Annotated in this window: 19 protein-coding genes; 5 read left to right on the top strand and 14 right to left on the bottom strand. The window is 61.0% G+C overall.

Features of this window, described 5'->3' with window-relative positions; translation table 11 throughout:
* Window positions 1–134 precede the first annotated feature (134 nt).
* The gene (locus CEC48_RS24875; RefSeq protein WP_088426145.1) at window positions 135–1,070 is read left to right on the top strand and encodes an LD-carboxypeptidase; all 936 of its coding nucleotides are present in this window, start codon (window positions 135–137) and stop codon (window positions 1,068–1,070) included.
* A gap of 133 nt (window positions 1,071–1,203) precedes the next feature.
* Here the strand turns inward: CEC48_RS24875 and CEC48_RS24870 are convergent, their stop codons facing one another.
* From CEC48_RS24870 to leuS, 5 genes are all read right to left on the bottom strand, one after another.
* On the bottom strand, window positions 1,204–2,529 hold the full coding sequence (locus CEC48_RS24870) for a lytic murein transglycosylase (protein WP_088426144.1): 1,326 nt from the start codon (window positions 2,527–2,529) through the stop codon (window positions 1,204–1,206).
* A gap of 61 nt (window positions 2,530–2,590) precedes the next feature.
* Entirely contained in the window at window positions 2,591–2,755 is a 165-nt protein-coding gene (arfA, locus tag CEC48_RS24865) for an alternative ribosome rescue factor ArfA (protein WP_003176285.1), read from the bottom strand.
* Between the two features lie 84 nt (window positions 2,756–2,839).
* Window positions 2,840–3,877 carry a DNA polymerase III subunit delta gene (gene holA / locus CEC48_RS24860; protein ID WP_088426143.1) on the bottom strand — a complete coding sequence of 346 codons (1,038 nt, stop codon included), beginning with the start codon at window positions 3,875–3,877 and terminating at the stop codon, window positions 2,840–2,842.
* 39 nt (window positions 3,878–3,916) lie between these two features.
* The gene (gene lptE, locus CEC48_RS24855) at window positions 3,917–4,522 is read right to left on the bottom strand and encodes an LPS assembly lipoprotein LptE (protein WP_088426142.1); all 606 of its coding nucleotides are present in this window, start codon (window positions 4,520–4,522) and stop codon (window positions 3,917–3,919) included.
* Window positions 4,523–4,611: 89 nt separating this feature from the next.
* The gene (leuS, locus tag CEC48_RS24850) at window positions 4,612–7,218 is read right to left on the bottom strand and encodes a leucine--tRNA ligase (RefSeq protein WP_088426141.1); all 2,607 of its coding nucleotides are present in this window, start codon (window positions 7,216–7,218) and stop codon (window positions 4,612–4,614) included.
* A 261-nt stretch (window positions 7,219–7,479) separates the two neighbouring features.
* Here leuS and CEC48_RS24845 point away from each other — a divergent pair, with 261 nt between their 5' ends.
* On the top strand, window positions 7,480–7,797 hold the full coding sequence (locus CEC48_RS24845) for a hypothetical protein (protein ID WP_088426140.1): 318 nt from the start codon (window positions 7,480–7,482) through the stop codon (window positions 7,795–7,797).
* A gap of 99 nt (window positions 7,798–7,896) precedes the next feature.
* Window positions 7,897–8,658, top strand: a complete 762-nt coding sequence (locus tag CEC48_RS24840) for a YdcF family protein (RefSeq protein WP_088426139.1) — start codon at window positions 7,897–7,899, stop codon at window positions 8,656–8,658.
* Window positions 8,659–8,778: 120 nt separating this feature from the next.
* Here the strand turns inward: CEC48_RS24840 and lnt are convergent, their stop codons facing one another.
* The 5 genes from lnt to miaB all read right to left on the bottom strand — a co-directional run bounded on the left by lnt (window position 8,779) and on the right by miaB (window position 14,189).
* Window positions 8,779–10,302: an apolipoprotein N-acyltransferase gene (gene lnt / locus CEC48_RS24835; protein ID WP_088426138.1), complete on the bottom strand. Its 1,524-nt coding sequence runs from the start codon at window positions 10,300–10,302 to the stop codon at window positions 8,779–8,781.
* Between the two features lie 8 nt (window positions 10,303–10,310).
* On the bottom strand, window positions 10,311–11,150 hold the full coding sequence (locus CEC48_RS24830; RefSeq protein WP_003215451.1) for an HlyC/CorC family transporter: 840 nt from the start codon (window positions 11,148–11,150) through the stop codon (window positions 10,311–10,313).
* Between the two features lie 42 nt (window positions 11,151–11,192).
* Window positions 11,193–11,651 (bottom strand): rRNA maturation RNase YbeY, encoded by a 459-nt coding sequence (ybeY, locus tag CEC48_RS24825; protein WP_088426137.1) that lies wholly within the window; start codon window positions 11,649–11,651, stop codon window positions 11,193–11,195.
* On the bottom strand, window positions 11,644–12,645 hold the full coding sequence (locus CEC48_RS24820; RefSeq protein WP_076014077.1) for a PhoH family protein: 1,002 nt from the start codon (window positions 12,643–12,645) through the stop codon (window positions 11,644–11,646). The genes ybeY and CEC48_RS24820 overlap by 8 nt, the downstream gene beginning before the upstream one ends.
* 215 nt (window positions 12,646–12,860) lie before the next feature.
* Complete coding sequence (gene miaB, locus CEC48_RS24815; protein ID WP_088426136.1) at window positions 12,861–14,189, bottom strand: tRNA (N6-isopentenyl adenosine(37)-C2)-methylthiotransferase MiaB; 1,329 nt, start codon at window positions 14,187–14,189, stop codon at window positions 12,861–12,863.
* 132 nt (window positions 14,190–14,321) lie between these two features.
* Between miaB and CEC48_RS24810 the strand changes: the two genes are divergently transcribed.
* A complete protein-coding gene (locus CEC48_RS24810) occupies window positions 14,322–14,648 on the top strand; it encodes a DUF1820 family protein (RefSeq protein ID WP_003215457.1) in 327 nt (108 codons plus the stop codon).
* Window positions 14,649–14,777: 129 nt separating this feature from the next.
* Here CEC48_RS24810 and CEC48_RS24805 read toward each other — a convergent pair whose 3' ends face one another.
* From CEC48_RS24805 to CEC48_RS24790, 4 genes are all read right to left on the bottom strand, one after another.
* Window positions 14,778–15,332, bottom strand: a complete 555-nt coding sequence (locus CEC48_RS24805; protein WP_017476238.1) for a tetratricopeptide repeat protein — start codon at window positions 15,330–15,332, stop codon at window positions 14,778–14,780.
* A gap of 225 nt (window positions 15,333–15,557) precedes the next feature.
* Window positions 15,558–16,841 (bottom strand): glutamate-1-semialdehyde 2,1-aminomutase, encoded by a 1,284-nt coding sequence (hemL, locus tag CEC48_RS24800; RefSeq protein WP_088426135.1) that lies wholly within the window; start codon window positions 16,839–16,841, stop codon window positions 15,558–15,560.
* A gap of 21 nt (window positions 16,842–16,862) precedes the next feature.
* Window positions 16,863–17,489, bottom strand: a complete 627-nt coding sequence (gene thiE, locus CEC48_RS24795; RefSeq protein ID WP_017476236.1) for a thiamine phosphate synthase — start codon at window positions 17,487–17,489, stop codon at window positions 16,863–16,865.
* Window positions 17,490–17,507: 18 nt separating this feature from the next.
* On the bottom strand, window positions 17,508–18,305 hold the full coding sequence (locus CEC48_RS24790; RefSeq protein WP_088426134.1) for a hydroxymethylpyrimidine/phosphomethylpyrimidine kinase: 798 nt from the start codon (window positions 18,303–18,305) through the stop codon (window positions 17,508–17,510).
* Window positions 18,306–18,591: 286 nt separating this feature from the next.
* On the opposite strand from CEC48_RS24790, the gene CEC48_RS24785 reads away from it, so the two are divergent.
* A complete protein-coding gene (locus CEC48_RS24785) occupies window positions 18,592–20,970 on the top strand; it encodes a hybrid sensor histidine kinase/response regulator (protein WP_088426133.1) in 2,379 nt (792 codons plus the stop codon).
* Window positions 20,971–21,029: the final 59 nt, after the last annotated feature.

Genomic DNA, 21,029 nt, shown 5'->3' with positions numbered 1-21,029 from the left:
GTCAAAGCACTAGTGACTGACACACCGCATTCGCGAGCAAGCCCGCTCCCACATGTGCTACTGACTCTTCCTCTTCTGTTTGCAACCATTGCTGTTTAGAGTGCCTTGGGCAATCCACACGAGGAGAACCATGGATGACGACTCAATTAACCACTTGTGCGGTACCTGCGCTGCGCGCCGAAGGCGTGATCGGGCTGATTGCCCCTGCCGGGCCGGCCGAGCTGGATATCGACAAGGCCACGCAATGGATGTGCGCCCGGGGCTACACACTGCGGGTTTTTCCCGGTGTAGGGCAGCGTGATGGCTACCTGGCCGGCAGTGATGACATACGCCTGAATGACCTGCACGCCGCGTTCGCCGACCCGTCCATCGACGCGATTTTTTGCCTGCGCGGCGGATACGGCACGCCGCGCCTGCTGGACCGCTTGGACTTTGACCTGTTGCGGGCCAACCCCAAGCCATTTGTGGGCTACAGCGATATCACCGCGTTGCACCTGGCGATCAACCGTTATGCCGGTTTCGTCACCTTCCACGGGCCGATGTACAACGCTGACTTATTAGGTGAAAAGCAACAGCCTACCGAGTCATCGCTGTTCAGCATGCTGCGCGGGCAAGTGAAGGCCGGTAGCCAGTTGACCCACCCGGTGGCCTACCCATTGACCACCGTCGAGCCAGGCATCGCCTGCGGGCGGCTGCTGGGCGGCAACCTATCGATGATCGCAGCGGTGATGGGCACGGCGTACGAGATTGATGCCGAGGGCATCATTCTGTTTATCGAAGACATTAACGAGCCGCTGTACCGAATCGACCGGTTGCTGACCCATCTGCGCCTGGCGGGCAAGTTGGCCCAGGTGTCGGGTGTTGTGGTGGGGGATGTGGCCGGGGTTGATAGTGCTGCGCTTGAGCGACTGCTGAAGCAGACCTTCGAGCCGTTGTGCATTCCTGTGCTATCTGGCTGGCGCAGCGGCCACTGCAACCCGAACCTCACCTTGCCGATGGGCGCGAGGGTGCGCTTGGATGCAGGGGAGAAGCGGTTGGTGTTGGAGCAGGATGTGGTGTTTAAAGCCTGAGATTTGTCGGGCTGCTGAAGGCCTCTTCGCGAGCAAGCCCGTTCCCATATTTCGACCGCGTTCCTTCAGGAAGTACACGGTTAAAATGTGGGAGCGGGCTTGCTCGCGAATACGGTAGCGGCCATACAGTGATCTAGCGGCTTTGCAGCGACTCCAGCAACTTCACCGTCGGATACCCATCTGCCGGCCAGCCCAGCGATTGCTGCGCTGCACGAATCGCCTTGCGGGTATTGGCGCCGATGATCCCGTCCGGGTTGCCGGCGTCGTAACCATGGGCGCTGAGCACCGTCTGCAGATCAATCCGCTGTGAGCGAGTCAATGGCAGCTCGTCCTTCGGCCAGCTTCCACGAATCACACCACCACCACCGAACCGCTCCGACAACAAGCCAACCGCCAATGCGTAGGACGACGAGTTGTTGTACTTGAGGATCGCGCGGAAATTATCCAGCACCAGGAACGCCGGGCCGCGATAGCCGGCAGGCAGCAGCAGGGCCGCGGAAAGCTGGTCCACATTGGCCGGGACGCTGGCGCCCGGAGGCACCTGGATCCCCAATTTCAGCCACTCGCCAACGGTCTTGCGCACGCTGCCATCGGCCAGGGCGTAGTCGAAGTTCAACGGCAGTTGCTGCACCTCGAAGCCCCAAGGCTGGCCTTTTTGCCAGCCGGAGCTTTGCAGGTAATGCGCGGTGGAGGCGAGGGCGTCGGCCGGGCTGTTCCAGATATCGCGGCGACCGTCACCGTCGAAGTCCACCGCGTGGGTGTTGTAGGTGGTCGGGATGAACTGGGTCTGGCCCATGGCCCCGGCCCAGGAACCTTTCATCTGGTCGGCGGCGATATCGCCATGCTGGATGATTTGCAGCGCCGCCAGCAGCTGCGCCTGGGCGAACGCCGGGCGTCGGCCTTCATAGGCCAAGGTCGCCAGGGAGCGGATCACCGAGTTATTGCCCTGGAACTGGCCGAAGTTACTCTCCATGCCCCACACCGAGACCAGCGCCTGGCGGTCGACGCCATAACGGTCCTCAATGCGTTGCAGAATGTCGGCGTACTTCACCAGCAGCGACTGGCCATTGCGCACGCGCAGCGGCGACAGCGCGCCATCGAGGTATTCCCACACCGGGCGCGAGAACTCCGGCTGGCTACGGTCGGCGCGAATCACCGCCATGTCGGGCACGACGTTGGCGAAGGCGTTATCAAACACAGCTGGCGTAATGCCGGCCTTCAGGGCGTCCACGCGAAAACCAGCCTGCCATTCGGCAAAGGTCTGGGTCGGCTGGATATCAAGGTTGTCTACCGCCAGTGGCGCAACGACGGCAGGCGCAGCTACCGGTGCAGTCTGGAGCGGGGGCAAGGGTTGAGCATCGGCTGCGGTGGGTTTTTCCGCGCAGGCGACTAACAGAATGAGGCTGGAGGCAGCGATCAGTTGGCGAAGGTGCCAACGACGGGAAAGACTAGAGGGCATGCACAGGTCCAGGGAATACGAATCAGGTGCAGACCTTATCATGCCAGAGGGGCGCTTGCCTTCAGGCAGCCAGAAAGTAAGAAGCCTCCCAGCTATTAGACTGGAAGGCTTCGCGGCGGTAGCTGCCTTTGCCTTTGCCGGCTCGTTCCTGGCGACTGCGGAACAACGGCTGGGCGATGATGGATTTGGCCTTGTTGGGGCCATGCTTGGATGGCTTCTTGCTCATGATGGGTACTCTCTGGCGGGTTGATGATGCGGTGCGAATCATCGGCCGAAGTTTGGATTCTGTCCAGCCCAGCGATACGTAGGACTATTCAGCAGGCAATGCCAAGCGCTGTCCTGACATCAAAAGTGACAAACGACTCAGGCTCATCCATGGCGAACCAGCCGCCTGGCCCTTGATCTGCGCATCAATGCGCTGGGCTTCCAGCAGCAATTGCGCCCAGCGTTGCGCCGTGTGCCGTTGCAGGGCTTTGCTGATCAGCGGTTTGCGCTTGTCCCATACTGGCGGTCGCGCTTGGCTAAACGCCTTGTCCAGTGGGATGCCTTGGCTGTATTGCAGGGCAATATTGGCCAGTAACCGTAATTCCCGGGCCAGGGCCCAAAGTATGACGGGCGGTTCGACGCCTTCGCCGCGCAGCCCTTCGAGCATGCGCAGGGCGTGGGCGGGTTCGCCATTAAGGATCGCGTCCACCAAGCCAAATACGTCAAAGCGCGCGCTGTCAGCCACGGCGCCTTGTACGGTTTCGACGGTGATCTGGCCACCTTCGGCCATCAGCTTGAGCTTTTCGATTTCCTGGGCGGCCGCCAGCAAATTGCCTTCCACTCGCGCTGCAATCAGTTCCACCGCGTCCTGGCTGGCAGTCAGCCCGGATTGCGACAGGCGCTGGCGAATCCACTGCGGCAGCTGGCTGCTGTCCACCGGCCAGATCTGTATGAACTGGGTCTGTGCACCCTCCACCAGCGCCTTGCCCCACTTGGTCTTCTGTGCGCTGCCATCGAGCTTGGGCAGGCTGATCAGCAGCAAGGTGTCTTCGGCAGGGCGTCCACAGTATTCCATCAGCGCCGCCGCGCCCTTGTCGCCGGGCTTGCCCGAAGGCAGGCGCAGTTCCAGCAGGCGCTTTTCGGCGAACAGCGACATGCTCGCCCCGGCTTGCAGCAGCGTTCCCCAGTCGAAACTGGCGTCGGCGCTGAATACCTGGCGTTCATCGAAGCCTTGTTGGCGGGCGGCGGTGCGAATGGCGTCCGCTGCTTCCTGACACAGCAGCGGGTCATCTCCGCTGACGATGTAGACGGGCGCAAGGCTGCCTTGCAGGTGCTTGGCGAGTTGGGCGGGGGCGAGTTTCATAGGCAGGGCGAACGGGGCGCATCAAGCGCCCCGTCTGGCTTACTCAGCAGGGACTTCAATAGGCGACTGTTTCGGCTGGCTGTTCTCGTATTCTTGCGCAGCTTTCAGTGCATCAGCATCCGCTTTGGCCTTGGCATCTGCAGTTTGCTGCAGTTGGTCCAGTTTCTCCGGTGTGATCAGTTGCAGGCGCAGAACCATGCGCTGCACCAGCTCGCGACGCATTTCCTTACGCACCTGAGTCACTTCGGAGTCCGAACCCACCAGGTTGTTGCCGTCGTGGCTCACGACTTTCTGCACCACGATTTTGTCGCCCATCAGCGGCAGGTGGTCATGGCCCTGGATCTCGAAGTAGAGCGTGGTGCTCAGCTCGTTGTCCGAAGCACGCCCGGCACTGGCATAGCTGAGGCTGCGTTGGTCTTCTTTTTCATCCAGCAGGTTCAGTTTGTAAGCCGCGCCTGAATAGACTTTTACCCCACTGCTTTCCAGGACCTGGCGCAGCTGTTGCACCGTCTCGCCGTAGGAGTTGCGGGCGGTGACGTCCAGTTCCTTGATCGCCAGGTCGGTGTGGCCGGTGCCGCGCAGCTGGAAGCCGCAAGCGCTCAATAGCACGGCAAGGCCCATAACCAGCAGATTGCGTTTGATCATTTTGATGCTCCCCTTGAAACCATGTGGGCCTTATCGAGGCCCTGGAGGTTTTGTTCGGCGCCAGGGTAATGCCCTGGCGCCCGATCCGATTAGCTAGCGACGATATTGACCAGTTTGCCGGGTACCACGATCACTTTGCGGATCGTCAGCCCTTCGGTGAAGCGCAACACGTTCTCATTGGCACGTGCGGCGGCTTCGACTTCTTCACGGCTGGCGCTGGCCGGCATGTCGATCTGGCCACGCAGCTTGCCGTTGACCTGAATCACCAGTTGCAGCGTGTCTTGTACCAGGGCGCTGTCATCCTGCACCGGCCAGCCGGCATCGATGACGGCGCCGCTGTGGCCCAACCGGCTCCACAGGTCGTGGCTGATGTGCGGCGTGATCGGAGCCAGCAGCAGGGTGACTGTTTCCAGGCCTTCCTGTACCAGCGCGCGGTCTTGTTCGGTTGCCTGCGGCGCTTTTTCCAGCACGTTCATCAGCGTCATCACCTGGGCGATGGCGGTGTTGAATTTGTGGTGCTGGCCCACGTCCTGGCTGGCGTGTTTGATGGCCAGGTGGGTGCTGCGGCGAATGGCTTTCTGCTCATCGTTCAGCGCTGCAACGTCCAGTTTGCCCGGCAGGCCCTGGCTGACATGGGCGTGCGCCAGGCGCCAGACGCGCTTGAGGAAACGGTGCGAACCCTCGACGCCGGAGTCGGACCATTCGGCGCTCATGTCAGGCGGCGAGGCGAACATCATGAACAGGCGGCAGGTGTCTGCGCCGAACTGGTCGATCATCGACTGCGGATCGACGCCATTGTTCTTCGACTTGGCCATCTTCTCGGTGCCGCCGATTTCCACCGGCAGGCCGTCGGAGATCAACTTGGCGCTGATAACCTTGGCTTTACTGTCACGCTCCAACTCGACGTCCGCCGGGTTGAACCAGGTGTAGGCGCCATTGGCTTCGCGACGGTAGTAAGTCTCGGCAATCACCATGCCTTGGGTCAGCAGGTTCTTGAACGGCTCGTCGGAGCTGACCAGGCCTTCGTCACGCATCAGCTTGTGGAAGAAGCGCGCGTACAGCAGGTGAAGGATGGCGTGTTCGATACCGCCGATGTACTGGTCCACTGGCAGCCAGTGGTCGGCCGCGGATTTTTCCACCAGGCCGCCTTCATAGTGCGGCGAGGCGTAGCGGGCGTAGTACCACGAGGACTCCACGAAGGTGTCCATGGTGTCGGTTTCACGCTTGGCCGGGGCGCCGCATTTCGGGCAGGCGCACTCGTAGAACTCGGGCATGCGTGCCAAGGGCGAGCCGGCGCCGTCGGGCACGACGTCTTCCGGCAGCACCACGGGCAGTTGGTCTTCCGGCACCGGCACGTCACCGCAGGTTTCGCAGTGGATGATCGGGATCGGGCAGCCCCAGTAGCGTTGGCGGCTGATGCCCCAGTCACGCAGGCGGAACTGGGTGCGCGAGGCACCGAGGTTTTTCTTGATCAGCGCCACTTCGATGGCGTCGAAGGCGCCTTCGAAATCCAGGCCGTCGAACTCGGCGGAGTTGATCAGTTCGCCGTGCTCGCCGTAGGCGTCTTGCCACGGAGCGGGGTTGGTGTCACCGGAACTGGTGCGCACCACGGACTTGATCGGCAAACCGTATTTGGTGGCGAATTCGAAATCGCGCTCGTCGTGAGCCGGCACAGCCATTACGGCGCCATCGCCATAGTGCATCAGCACATAGTTGGCGACCCATACCGGCAGCTTCTCGCCGGTCAGCGGGTGCTCGACGAACAACGAAGTCGGCAGGCCTTTTTTCTCTTGGGTGGCGACGTCGGCTTCGGCAACGCTGCCGCCTTTGCATTCGGCGATGAACGCCTGCAGCTCAGGGTTGTTCTGCGCGGCCTGGGTGGCCAGCGGGTGTTCGGCGGCTACGGCGACGTAGGTCGCGCCCATCAGGGTGTCCGGACGGGTGGTGAAGACTTTCAGTACGCCTTCTGCGCCGATGGAGTCGACGTTGTAGGGGAACTGCACTTCCATGCCACGGGACTTGCCGATCCAGTTGCGTTGCATGGTCTTGACCTGCTCGGGCCAGCCCGGCAAGTCGTCGAGGCTCGACAAGAGTTCATCCGCGTAAGCGGTGATTTTGAAGTAGTACATCGGGATTTCGCGCTTTTCGATCAGCGCGCCGGAGCGCCAGCCGCGGCCGTCGATCACTTGTTCGTTGGCCAGCACAGTCTGGTCCACCGGGTCCCAGTTGACGGTGCCGCTCTTTTTGTAGATCACGCCTTTTTCGAACAGGCGAGTGAACAGCCATTGTTCCCAGCGGTAGTAATCAGGCTTGCAGGTGGTCACCTCGCGGGACCAGTCCACCGCCAGGCCCAGGCTGCGCAGCTGGGTCTTCATGTAGGCGATGTTTTCGTAGGTCCACTTGGCGGGCGCTACGTTGTTCTTCATCGCGGCGTTTTCTGCCGGCATGCCGAAGGCGTCCCAACCCATGGGTTGCAGGACATTCTTGCCCAGCATGCGCTGGTAGCGGGAGATTACGTCGCCGATGGTGTAGTTGCGCACATGCCCCATGTGTAGCTTGCCGCTGGGGTAAGGGAACATCGATAGGCAATAGAAAGTCTCCTTGCCTGGCTGTTCACTGACTTCAAAGGACTTTTGCTCATCCCAGAACGACTGGGCGGCATTTTCTATTTCACGGGGCTGATATTGTTCGTGCATGGCTACTTTTGAACTGAATAGGGGTGGCCTAATCCTCTTCGGTGCAACGTTCAGGTTGATCGACACCAAAAAGCGGCGCGTCCGTGCCCAAACCCTGCGGGAAGTGGAGTTACAGGAAGCGCCGTAGCATACATGACCCCACTCTATCGAGGGAAACCCTGATTGCGCCGCCGAGGCCGTTGGTCGCGGCGTCAGGCAGGCAGGGCCAGCAGGGCTACGCTGTTGAGTGGGGAGTGATTCTTATCTTCAATGAGGTGAGGGATGGTTGATTCGCAGCGAACTTTAACGAAACCGCAGGTGTACGAAGGACTGATCGACCGTTTGGGTCGAGCACTGGATGCAGCAAAAACCGCAGGCCGATTGTGTGATGAGCGGCCTCTGGAGTTGGAACTGCGTGGCTTGAGCCAGGCAGAGCTGGACGTGATCAGGGTGTATCTGGAGTTGAATGAGCATCGCGCGTCCCATGGCATGGCCTCCCCGCCAGCCCAGGAGCTTTCGCGCTCGGCCAAGGTGGTATGGCTCAAGGATGTGTCGGCCGGTCGCAGCCCGGAAAAACTCCGGTCCGTGCGTTTCAAATGAAGTACCGCGTTATCTGTAACCTTCTCAAAGTGTGCTCTTGTAAAGATTGTCGCTAAACCCCGTTACACCTTAGGCTTCGGGCATCTTTGGAGATGCCCGATGCCTATTCGTTACTTCATTAAACAATTGCTGTTGCCGCCCGGCATTTTGTTGCTGTTGCTGGCCCTTGCCTGGTGGTTTCGTCGCAGCCGTCCGCGGCTGGCAGCGCTGTGCTTTGCCCTGGGGTTCGGCGGCATGTGGTTGATGAGCCTGCCGGTGGTGGTGGAGTGGGGGGCAAAGGCCCTGGAGACCGAGCCGCCCTTGGCCCGTGACGAATGGGCGACCCTGGCACAGCGGGCTGATGCCATCGTGATCTTAGGCTCGGGACGTGAGCGCGGGGACCCGGCCTGGGGCTCCGATCAGCCGACAGGTGTCGGCCTTGAGCGTCAGCGTTATGCGGCGAGATTGGCCAAGGCTTCGGGCTTGCCGGTGCTGACCTCTGGAGGTTTGCATTACGGCACGCCGCCCAGCGAAGCGGAGTTGATGGCGGTGTCGATGCAGGATGACTTCGGCGTGAGCGTGCGCTGGAAAGAAGAGCGCAGCCGCACCACGTGGGAAAACGCGCAGATGAGTGCCGAGATTTTGTTGCCGCAGGGGGTCAAGCGCGTGGTGGTCGTGACTCAGGCCTGGCACATGCCGCGTTCGCGCTGGAGCTTCGAAAAGGCCGGGTTCACGGTGGTTTCGGCACCGGTAGGCTTTTTGGGCGTAGACAATGCCCGGCCACTGGGTGGCTGGATGCCGGAGTTCAAGTCGGTATGGCAGAACGGGCAGTTGCTGAATGAAGCGGTGGGGCAGGTGGGTTACCGATTGTTTTACAGGTAACACCGCAGGGCAAATGTGGGAGCGGGCTTGCTCGCGAATGCAGTCTGTCAGTTAAAGCACCAGTGACTGACACACCGTATTCGCGAGCAAGCCCGCTCCCACAGGTTTTGTATTACCCCGTCAGACCGTTTTGGACATCCGCCCGGCCAACAGCGCCCAACCAAACAGGCCAAGGCACAGGATGATCAACGGCCACGACCGCCATTGCAGGTACGGCGTGAGGTTGTGCATCGGCACCACTTCACCGTAGAGAATCCCGCGTTCAAACTGCGGGATCTGCACGGTGATCTGCCCGTACGGGTTGATCAGGCCGGTGACGCCGTTGTTGGTGGCGCGAATCATCCAGCGACCGGCTTCCAGGGCGCGCATCTGGGCCATCTGCAAATGCTGCAACGGGCCGATGGAGCGGCCGAACCAGGTGTCATTACTGATGGTCAGCAACAAATCGCTACGGGCCGACAGGCTGGCGGCGAATTCCGGGTACACCACTTCATAGCAAATGAACGGCGCAATCTGATAGCCCTTGGCTTGCAGCAGTGCCTGGTCGGCTGGGCCGCGGGCGAAGTCCGACATCGGCAGGTCGAAGAAGGCAATCACGCCGCGCAACATGTCCTGCAACGGCACGTATTCGCCAAACGGCACCAGCTTCTGTTTCAGGTAAGTGCCATCGCCTTCGCCCACCACGGTGATGCCATTGAAGAAACGCTTGTGGTGGTGCACTTCCTGGCGGATCGGCACGCCGGTGATCAGCGCGGTGTGCCGGTCAGCGGCGAACTTGCCCATCATGCCCAGGTAACCCTCGACGGATTCCTTGAGTACCGGCACGGCAGTTTCCGGCCATACCAGCAGGTCGACAGGCTTGGAGCTGAAGCTCATGTCGCGGTACAGCGCGAGCTGCGCGTTGAGCTGCTCGGGGTCCCACTTCATGCTTTGTTCGACGTTGCCCTGGATTGCCGCCACGGTCAGTGGCGCGCCGGCGGGGGTGGTCCAGGCGTGATGCTTGAGTGCCAGGCCGATGGCCCACGGTGCCACCAACAGCAGCAAGCCCGCGCCGATGAACAGGTTGCGCTTGCCGGCCAGCAGGCGCGGCAGGTTGAAGATCAGTGCAGCAGTCAGCGCCAGGGCAAAGGAAATCAGCCACATGCCACCCAACGGCGCGAGGCCGGTGAGGGGGCCGTCGAGCTGACTGTAACCGGAGTAGAGCCAAGGGAATCCGGTGAGGAACCAGCCGCGAAACGCTTCCTGGCCAACCCACAAGGCCGCGAAGGCCAGTGCATCGGCCAATGGCGCCTCGTTGCGACGCAGCCAGCGTGCCCACAGCCAGGCCGGTAGTGCGAAGAACCAGGCAATCGCCGCCGTAAACGCCAGCATCAGCATGCCAGCCAGCAGCACCGAAGCGCCGCCGAAGTGGTGAATGCTGTAGTAGATCCAGCTGGTGCCGGCGCCAAACAGGCCGAAACCGAAACACCAGCCACGCCACAAGGCCTGGCGCGGTGTCAGTTCACGCAATCCCGCATAAAAGAACCCGACCGCCACCAGCGCAAACGGCCAAAGGTCGAACGGCGCCAGCGCCAGGGTAGTGATGGCGCCGGCCACCACGGCCAGCAAGTTACCGGGCCAGCCGGGTGCAATCATACGGCGCATGTCAGTCCTTAGCGGGCAATAGGTGTCAGGCGAATCAGGTGGATCCGGCGGCTGTCGGCATTCAGGATGCGGAAGCGATAGGCGCCGATTTCCGTGGTCTCGTTACGCTTGGGCAGGTGCCCGAACGCACTCATCACCAGGCCGCCGACGGTGTCGAATTCATCGTCGGAGAATTCGCTGTCGAAGAACTCGTTGAAGTTCTCGATCGGCGTCAGGGCCTTGACCAGGAAATCACCGCTGGGCAGCGGCTTGATGTAGCTGTCTTCTTCAACGTCATGTTCGTCTTCGATGTCGCCGACGATTTGTTCCAGCACGTCTTCAATGGTTACCAAGCCAGCAACACCGCCGTATTCATCAATCACGATGGCCATGTGATTGTGGTTCGCACGAAATTCGCGCAGCAGCACATTCAGGCGCTTGGATTCGGGGACGAAGGTGGCAGGACGCAGCAGGTCCTTGATGTTGAAGCTGTCGCCGTTCTCCTTGAGGATCAGCGGCAGCAGGTCCTTGGCCAGCAGGACGCCCATGACGTCGTCATGGCTTTCGCCGATCACCGGGTAGCGCGAGTGCGCCGAGTCGATGACGGCCGGGAGGAATTCCCGAGGGGTCTGGGTCGCCTTGATGCTGACCATCTGCGAGCGCGGAACCATGATGTCCCGTACTTGCAGGTCAGCCACCTGGATGGCGCCTTCGACGATGGCCAGCGCTTCGCTGTCCAGCAACTTGTTCTGATGTGCCTCGCGCAGCAGCTCCAGCAGCTCCTGGCGGTTTTTCGGCTCGTGGGCAAAGGCCTGGGTGAGTTTCCCCAGCCATGACTTTTGCCCGTTGCTCGATCGGTCTTCGCTCATAGCGATTACTCTAAATCCTTTGTTGTTTCAGTTAAGTGTCGTTCAGTTTTCGTCGTCTGCATAAGGATCACGATGACCCAATTCTGCAAGCAACGTTCGTTCCAGTGCTTCCATTTCTTCGGCTTCTTCATCGTCTATATGGTCGTAACCCAAGAGATGCAAGCAGCCGTGGATGACTAGATGGGCCCAATGGGCCTCAAGTTCCTTGCCCTGTTCCGTGGCTTCCCGCTCGACCACCTCGACGCAGATCACCAGGTCGCCCAGCAATGGGATATCCAGCAGTTCGTCGGGTACGTCAGCGGGAAACGACAGCACGTTGGTCGCGTAGTCTTTTTGTCGCCAGGTGTGATTCAGTTCACGGCCTTCGGGCTCGTCTACCAGGCGAATGGTCAGTTCCGAGTCGGCGGTGCGCTGGCGCAGGGCCAGTGTGCACCATTGGCGGAACTGTTCTTCGCTGGGGGCGGGCGCTTTGGTGGCCAGTTGCAGGTCAAGCTCAAGCATCGCGGCGAGTGTCCTTGGCCGGTTGGTCGTCGCGGTGTTCGAAGCGCTCATAGGCTTCGACAATGCGCTGCACCAACGGGTGACGTACCACGTCTTTGGGCATGAAGTGGGTGAAGCTGATCCCCGGCACATCCTTGAGCACGTCGATCACCTGGGCCAGGCCCGACTTGGTGCCTTTGGGCAGGTCGACCTGGGTGACGTCGCCGGTGATCACGGCCGTGGAGCCGAAGCCGATCCGGGTCAGGAACATTTTCATCTGCTCGACGGTGGTGTTCTGGCTTTCGTCGAGAATGATGAAGCTGTTGTTCAGCGTACGGCCGCGCATGTAGGCCAGCGGGGCGATCTCGATCACCTGGCGCTCAATCAGCTTGGCCACGTATTCGAAGCCGAGCATCTCGTAGAGGGCGTCGTAGAGCGGGCGCAGGTACGGGTCGATCTTCTGGGCCAGGTCGCCGGGCAAAAAGCCCAGTTTCTCGCCGGCTTCCACCGCCGGGCGCACCAGCAGGATGCGTCGTACCTGCTCGCGCTCCAGGGCGTCGACCGCACAGGCCACGGCCAGGTAGGTCTTGCCGGTACCGGCCGGGCCGATGCCGAAGTTGATGTCGTTGCCCAGGATCTCTTTGACGTAGCGCTGCTGATTCAAGCCGCGAGGGCGAATCATGCCTTTTTTGGTGCGCAGGGCCACGCTGGCCTCGGCCACCGGGTTGTTGGCCAGGTCTTGCACCGCAGATTCCTGCAGGTACAGGTGCACCGTTTCGGGCGACAGCTCGCTACCTTTGGTTTCCCGGTAGAGGCGGCGCAGAAGGTTTTCTGCCGAGGTGGTGTGTTCGGGCTCACCAATAAGCTCGAATTGATTGCCGCGGTTGCGGATCTCGATGCTCAGGCGTTGTTCGATCAGGCGCAGGTGCTCGTCGAACTGTCCGCACAGATTGGCGAAACGGCGAGCCTCAAAGGGCTCGAGGAGGAAACGATGTGGTTCTATGGGTGCGTTCAAGGTCGTTTTTAGCCGCCCTGGGGCAATTAAGATGAAATCAAGGATAACGCCAGCAGGCCGGGTGCGAAAGCACTTAAACGGCGCATCTTGGCTGACGGCGATTCTGTAGGAGCGAGCTTGCTTGCGAAAAACGTCAACGATACCGCGTGCAGCCTGAATATACGCGGTGCCCTCAGGTTTTTCGCGAGCAAGCTCGCTCCTACATAAAGCCGGGTTTATTGGATCAGCGAGCCGCGCAGCGAGTGCGGTTGTGCCGCGTCGATGTGCACGTCGGCGAACTGCCCGATCAGTGTCGGATTGTCGCAGCGGAAGTTGACGATCCGGTTGTTCTCGGTGCGGCCCTGCAATTCGCCAGGGTCCTTTTTCGAGTAGTCGGTCACCAGGATGCGCTGGGTCGAGCCCACCATCTGTCGGCTGATCTCGAAACCCTGCTGGTTGAGGCGATGTTGCAGGGCATTTAAACGCTCCTTCTTCAACGCTTCCGGGGTTTCGTCGAGCAGGTCTGCCGCCGGGGTGCCCGGGCGTTGGCTGTAGACGAACGAGTAGGAAAAGTCGAAACCGACGTCTTCAATCAGCTTCATGGTCTGCTGGAAATCTTTCTCGGTCTCGCCCGGGAAACCGACGATAAAGTCCGAGCTGATGCAAATCCCCGGCACTGCCGCTCGCAATTTGCGCAGTTTGGATTTGTATTCCAGGGCAGTGTGGTTGCGCTTCATCGCCGAGAGTATGCGGTCCGAGCCCGATTGCACCGGCAAGTGCAGGTGTTTGACCAACTCCGGCACGTCGGCGTGGGCCTGGATCAGGCTGTCGGAGAATTCCAGCGGGTGCGAGGTGGTGTAGCGAATCCGCTCGATCCCGTCGACGGCGGCGACCACGCGGATCAACTCCGCGAGGTCCGCCAGGCGCCCATCGTGGGTCTGGCCGCGATAGCCATTGACGTTTTGCCCCAGCAGGGTCACTTCACGCACGCCGTTCTCGGCCAGGTGAATGATCTCTGCCAGCACGTCGTCGAACGGACGGCTGACTTCTTCACCACGTGTGTACGGCACTACGCAGAAGGTGCAGTACTTGCTGCAGCCTTCCATCACCGACACATAAGCACTCGGGCCGTCGATGCGCGGCTCGGGCAGGTGGTCGAATTTTTCGATTTCCGGGAACGAGACGTCGACTTGCGGCAGCTTGGTGAGGCGTGCGGCGTCGATCATTTCGGGCAGGCGGTGCAGGGTTTGCGGGCCGAAGACCACGTCCACATAGGGTGCGCGGTCGCGAATGGCGGCGCCTTCCTGGCTGGCTACGCAACCGCCGACGGCGATCACCATGTCCGGGTTGGCCAGTTTCAGTTCGCGCCAGCGGCCCAGCTGCGAGTAGACCCGGTCCTGGGCCCGTTCGCGGATCGAGCAGGTATTGAGCAGGATCACGTCGGCATCTTCAGCGCGGGCGGTGACTTCCAGGGCCTGATGTTCACCCAGTAGATCGACCATGCGCGAGCTGTCGTACTCGTTCATCTGGCAACCGTGGGTTTCGATGTAAAGCTTCTTGGCCATGGGGATCGTCAACTGGTGGTAAAGAACCGCGCATTATAGGGGGCATGCCGATAGGTTCCTAGCACTGTGCATCGGACGCCATGCTATAGTTCGCGCCCTCTTTTATATCCCCCGATGTGTTACCCGCCCACCATGACCAAACGTGAAGCTCCAATCTACAAGGTGATTTTCCTTAACCAGGGCCAGGTGTTCGAAATGTACGCCAAGCAGATCTATCAAAGTGATCTGTGGGGCTTCCTGGAAGTGGAAGAGTTCGTCTTTGGCGAGCGCACACAGCTGGTCGTCGACCCGGGCGAGGAAAAACTCAAGGCTCAGTTCGAAGGCGTGGTGCGCAGTTTTGTGCCGATGCATTCGATTGTGCGCATCGATGAAGTCGAGCGCCTGGGCACGCCGAAAATCAGCGAGGCCCGGGGCATGAGCAATGTCATGCCGTTTCCGATGCCGATGCCTGAGAAGTAAGACTTAAGACCGCGTCGACCGCTTCGCGAGCAAGCCCGCTCCCACATTCGACCGAGTTCCACCTTTGGAATGCAGTCGAATGTGTGTGCGGGCTTGCTCGCGAAGGAGGTAATGAAGGCGCTACAGAACTCAGGGCAGTGGCGAGAATGGCGAGCTGCCATCTGCGCTCTGCAGTTCCTGCAGGTAGTTGCGGAAAATCTGCCCCAGCACCTGGGTAGCCACTTCCAGTTCGTCCCGCTGCATGTGCTCGGCCACTTCATCGGCCGTGTCCAGCGCATCTTCGGCGCCATTGACCGCCGCCATTTTCAGCACGATATACGCTTGGACGTTATTGGCCGGTACGCCTTCGCCGTGGAAAAACATCGTGCCCAGCTGGAATTGCGCCTGGGCGTGGCCCTGCAACGAGGCTTTCTCGAAGTAGCTCAAGGCCTTGTTGAGGTCGCGTGCGGGATTTTTACTGTCGTAGAAGTACTCGCCCAACTCGTATTGCGCCTGCGCATCCCCGCCGTCGGCCTGTTTCTGGCATGCGCTCAGGGCTTCGGCCTGGCTTTCTGGCTGGGTATTGAGGGTGCAACGACCCATCGCTGGGATTAACAACGAGTTGCCGCCTGCTTGGGCAAACGCCAGCAGCGGCTGAAGGAGCAACAGGCAGCCCAGAACCAGGGTGCGGCCGGTGCGTTTCATGGGAATCGACTTACCTCTGACGGGGCGCGGGACCCACGGGGGGATCCAATAAGCGCGCATTATGAAATAAGCAGGCACCTGCTTACAAAGTCTTTACTCGTTTTTCTGCTGCGTGGGCAAGTTATCTGCCGGATTGCAGGTGAATTCTCGAAAAAAGACGGAAATGTCTGTAAGCAAAGTAGCAAATCTGACGCCGCCAGGGGCGACGTCAGGTTTTTGCGCCGCTTATTTCAAGGCGGCGAAGGCGCGTTCGGCGGCATCGAGGGTCAGTTTCAGCTCGGCATCACCGTGGGCGATCGAGGTGAAGCCGGCTTCAAAGGCGCTCGGTGCCAGGTACACACCGCCTTCCAGCATCAGATGGAAGAAGCGCTTGAACAGATTGGCATCGCTGCCCATCACGTCGTCGAAGGTAACGATGTCGTCGGCGCCACTGAAGTACAGGCCGAACATGCCGCCCGCCTGAGTGGTCACGAACGGGATGCCGGCGGCATCGGCGCGCTGTTGCAGGCCGTCCAGCAGGCGGGTGGTGTAGTCGGTCAGCTCGGCGTGGAAGCCCGGGCGGCTGATCAGGCGCAAGGTGGTCAGGCCGGCGGCCATGGCCAATGGGTTACCCGACAGGGTGCCCGCCTGGTACACCGGGCCCAGCGGCGCGATGTGTTGCATGATTTCACGCTTGCCGCCGAAGCAGCCCACCGGCATGCCGCCGCCGATGATCTTACCGAAGGTGCTCAGGTCCGGCGTCACGCCGTAGTGAGCCTGGGCGCCGCCGAGGGCAACGCGGAAACCGGTCATCACTTCATCAAAAATCAGTACCACGCCGTGCTTGTCGCACTGTTCGCGCAGGCCTTCGAGAAAGCCCGGCGCAGGTGGCACGCAGTTCATGTTGCCGGCCACCGGCTCGACAATGATGCACGCCACTTCCTGGCCGACTTCGCTGAGCATCTGCTCGACCGCGGCGATGTCGTTGAACGGCAGGGTCAGGGTGTGTTTGGCAAACGCGGCCGGCACACCGGCAGAGCTCGGTACGCCCTGGGTCAGCGCGCCGGAGCCGGCCTTGACCAGCAGGCTGTCGGAGTGGCCGTGGTAGCAGCCTTCGAACTTGATGATGCTGTCGCGGCCGGTAAACCCACGGGCCAGGCGAATCGCACTCATGGTGGCTTCGGTGCCGGAGCTGACCATCCGCACCATCTCCATGGACGGCACGATGGAGCACACCAGGTCAGCCATCTCGGTTTCCATGGCGGTGGGTGCGCCATAGGACAAGCCGTGTTGCAGTTGCTGGCGTACCGCGTCCAGCACGTCCGGGTGGCTGTGGCCGAGGATCATCGGGCCCCACGAACCCACGTAGTCGACGTAGCGCTTGTCATCTTCGTCGGTGACGTAGGCGCCTTCGGCATGCTTGAAGAACAACGGGGTGCCGCCAACGCTCTTGAACGCTCGCACGGGGGAGTTCACACCGCCGGGGATGTGTTTCTGGGCATTGGCAAACAGGGTTTCGGAACGGGACATGATCGGGCTCTCTGAAATCGATTATTGAGGCTTGAGCAATTCGTTGAAGGCGCGGGCGCGGCGCGTGACTTCCTGGGTGCTGTCGGCACCAAACAGGCCGTGGACCACGGCCAGCAGGTCGGCACCGTGGGCCACCAGTGGTTCGGCGTTTTCCAGGGTGATGCCGCCGATCACGCAGATCGGCAGGTGCAACCGCGCGCGGGCCTGGGCCAGCAGCTCAACGGTGGCCGCCGGCGCGCCGGGCTTGGTGTTAGAGTTGAAGAAGCGGCCGAAGGCCACATAACTGGCACCCTCTTTGGCGGCCTGCTCGGCCAGTTCGATCTGGCTGTGGCAGGTGGAACCGATGATCGCCTTGGAGCCCAGCAGTGCGCGGGCCGGGGTCAGCGGGCCGTCGGTCTGGCCCAGGTGCACGCCGACGCCGAGGCGGGCGGCCAGTTCGGCGTCATCGTTGATGATCAGTTGCGTTTTATAGCGCGAGCACAGCTCACGCAGCTTTTCGGCTTCCCGCAGGCGGCGCGCTTCGTCGCTGCTTTTATCGCGGTATTGCAGCAGGGTCACGCCACCGTCCAACGCCGCTTCGACGTAGGCCAGGAACTTGCCGGCCAACAGTTGGCTGTCGGTAATGGCATAAAGGCCACGTAGTTTCATCGGGCAGGCCTCTTGGTGTTACGAGCAGAAATCCAACGGCAGACGACGAGGCACGAATTGCCCCTGGCCGAGTTGTTCAGCGTCACGCAGGGTGCGCCAAGTGTAGTTGAGGGCTGTTTGCACCGCGCTGACCAAACCTTCGCCTTGTGCCAGCCGCCCAGCCAGCGCGCTGGCCAGGGTGCAGCCAGAGCCGTGATAACTGCCGGGCAACCGTTGGCAGGTAAAGGTCTGATGCGTGCCGTCGCGGCTGTAGAGGCGGTTGTGCACTTCGTGCTCGTCGCCATGGCCGCCGGTGATCAGCAGGTGTTTGATGAAGGGCAGCAGTTTCGCGGCGCATTCGTCTGCCGTGCCTTGGGGCAGTTCGGCGAGGATGCGCGCTTCAGGCAGGTTGGGCGTGGCAATCAGCGACAGTGGCAATAGCCGCTCGCGCATCGCGTAGCCGACTTCATCCTTGCCCAGGCTGCCGCCGCCACCGGCGCGCAGCACCGGGTCGCAGACCACCGGCAAATGCGGGTGCGCCTTGAGCAGTTCGACCACGGTGTCGACCATTTCCAGGGAGCCGAGCATGCCCAGTTTCACCGCTGCGACTTCTGAGTCTCCGAGCACGGCGTTGGCCTGGGCCAGCACCCATTCGCGGTCCAGCACTCGGAAATCGCTGACATTGACGGTGTTCTGCACGGTCAGCGCGGTGACGGCCGGGGCCGCATGACAACCCTGGGCGAGCAGGGCTTCGATATCTGCCTGCAAGCCGGCGCCACCACTGGGATCATGGCCGGAGAGACAGAGGACAACGGGGCGAGAGCTGTAGATATTCATGGTGCGCGAGCTTACCACCAAACGCTTTTTGGGTGGCTGTCGGGCGATGGTTGAATTTTTAGCGAATGAGTAGGGGTAAATGGCTGTTTGCTATCATCGTAAAATGCAGGTCAAATGCCCTGTAATGCCCGCTCTAGAGCCTTTCAAAAAATCATTTGAATAGTGTCTTTTGGCCTTTAATGGCTATGCTAGAGTGGATTCAAACCAATAACTGTATCGCCGGTTTACGTCTGCTCAAAAGGAATGGAGGCTTTTGACATAACCGGACAGGTCACGCTGGGGCTCTATGCGCTATTTGCTGATGTTACTGTTGACCGGGCTGCCCATGCTGGCCGGCGCAGTCGAGTTCAACGAGAGCACCACCCGGTTGCCCCTGGGCCAAGTGATGCAAGTGCTTGAAGACCCAAGTGGCGCCCTGACGATTGGCGATATCAGCTCGCCAGTTCTCGCCAGTCGTTTCAAAACCCATGACAAAGCCACCCTGAATGCCGGCTATTCGCGCTCGGTGTTCTGGCTCAAGGTCGACCTGCATTACGGTGCCAAGCGCCCGGATGCCCCGCGCCGCTGGCTATTGGAACTGGCCTACCCGCCGCTGAACCAACTGGAGCTGTACCGGCCCGACAGCGTCGGTAATTATCGACTGGTCTCGCGAACCGGCAGCAGCCTGCCGTTTTCCAGCCGCGAAGTTCGCCAGAGCAACTACCTGTTCAAGCTCGACTTCGTACCTGGCCAGCAGGAAACCCTCTACCTGCGCCTGCAAAGCCAGGGCTCGATCCAGGCACCGCTGACCCTCTGGTCCACCACCGCGTACCTCGAAGAACAGCCCTTGCGCCTCTATGTGCTGGGTGTGATCTACGGCGTGTTGCTCGGCATGCTGATCTACAACCTGTTCATCTACCTGAGCGTGCGCGACACCAGCTACCTCTATTACATCCTCTATATTGCCTCGTTCGGTCTGTATCAACTGTCGGTCAACGGCGTGGCCGTGCAGTACTTCTGGCCCAATAACCCGTGGTGGGCGAATGCGGCGGTGCCGTTCCTGATCGGCTCGGCGGCGCTGTTCGGCAGCCTGTTTGCCCGCAGCTTCCTGCACACCGCGCTTTACAGCCGCTGGATCAACCGGCTGTTGCTGGCGCTGGCGTTCAGCGGCGCGGCGGTGATGGTGCTGGCGCTGTTCACCAGTTATGCACTGGCGCTGCGCCTGGCCACCGGCTTGGCGCTGGTATTCACCGTGACCATCTTCGTCGCGGCCATCAAGGCCTGGTACTGCGGCCAGCGGATGGCGCGTTACTTCATCATTGCCTGGACCGCGTTCCTGCTGGGTGGGGTGGTCAATACGATGATGGTGCTGGGCTACCTGCCCAATGTGTTCCTCACGATGTACGCCAGCCAGATCGGCTCGGCACTCGAAGTGGCGTTGCTGTCCCTGGCCCTGGCCGACCGGATCAACTCGATGCGCGAGCAACAGGCGCAAATCCTGTTCGACGCCAGCCAGAAGCTCGAAGTGCTCAACACGCAACTGGCCCACAGCAACCAGCTCAAGGATGAATTCCTTGCCACCTTGACCCACGAATTGCGCACGCCGATGAACGGTGTGATCGGCTCCCTGGAATTGATGCAGACCGAGCCGCTGCAAGGCGACCTCGCGCAGTACCACCAAACTGCCGCCGGCTCGGCCCGCGAGATGATGCGCATGGTCAACGGCATCCTCACCCTCACCGAACTGCAGGCCGGGCGCCTCAGCCCGCAACCTCAGGTGTTCAGCCTGCGTGGGTTGCTCGACACCTTGCGTCAACAGTTCGCGGCCAGCGCCCAGAGCAAGGGCCTGGAGTTTTCGATCGACCTGGCGGATGAGTTGCCGGACCGCGTCAGCGGCGATCCCGGCAAACTGGCGCAGTGTCTGGATTGCCTGTTGGACAACGCCTTCAAGTTCACCCACGAAGGTTCGGTGCGTGTGCGAGTGGTGGGCGTGCCCCAGGCGGACGGAACGCTGCGCCTGACCTTTATAGTCACTGACACCGGCATTGGTTTCGCCTACCTCGATGAGGCGACCCTGTATCAGCGTTTCTTCCAGTTGGATGGCTCGACCACGCGTCGATACGGCGGCATGGGTATCGGCCTGGCGATCTGCCGGCAATTGATCGAGCTGCTCGGTGGGCGCCTCACCCACAATTCCGAACCGCGGCGCGGCAGTCGCTTCCAGCTGGAGCTTGAAGTCAGCCCGGTTCAGCCCGAGCCGGCGCCCGTGAGGCGAGTGCCTCAGCCACAACGCACACCCCAGGAGTGCGTGGTGCTGCTGGTGGACGACAACAGCGTGGCGCAACTGGTGGTGCGGGGCATGTTGCTTAAGCTCGGTTACCGCGTGAAAACCGTCGACAACGGGCCGGCCGCCCTGGCGCTGTTGCAGGGTGAAACCTTCGATGCAGTGTTGCTGGATGTGCCGGAGGGCGGGTTCTCGCTGTGCTGCCAGATTCGCGCTTTGCCGGGCTGTGGAGAGCTGCCGGTGATTGCCCTGAACAGCTCGTTGCAAAGCCCCGAGCGAGAGCGTTGCCACGGCGTTGGTATGACTGATCGATTGGTCAAGCCAGTGCGATTTGATGCCTTGCAAGCGATGTTGCAGAGCCGGCTGCTGTCAACAGAAAAGGGCGAAAGTGCCGATATTTAGGCATTTATCCCCTTTTTCTTTCTGCTGTGGTGGTGCTTAACTCAGAAGCAGGCCTTTGA

Source organism: Pseudomonas sp. K2I15, assembly GCF_002204795.1.
Classification (GTDB): domain Bacteria; phylum Pseudomonadota; class Gammaproteobacteria; order Pseudomonadales; family Pseudomonadaceae; genus Aquipseudomonas.
Note: the sequence above shows the minus strand (reverse complement) of the source record. Positions and strands in the feature narration are given on the sequence as shown.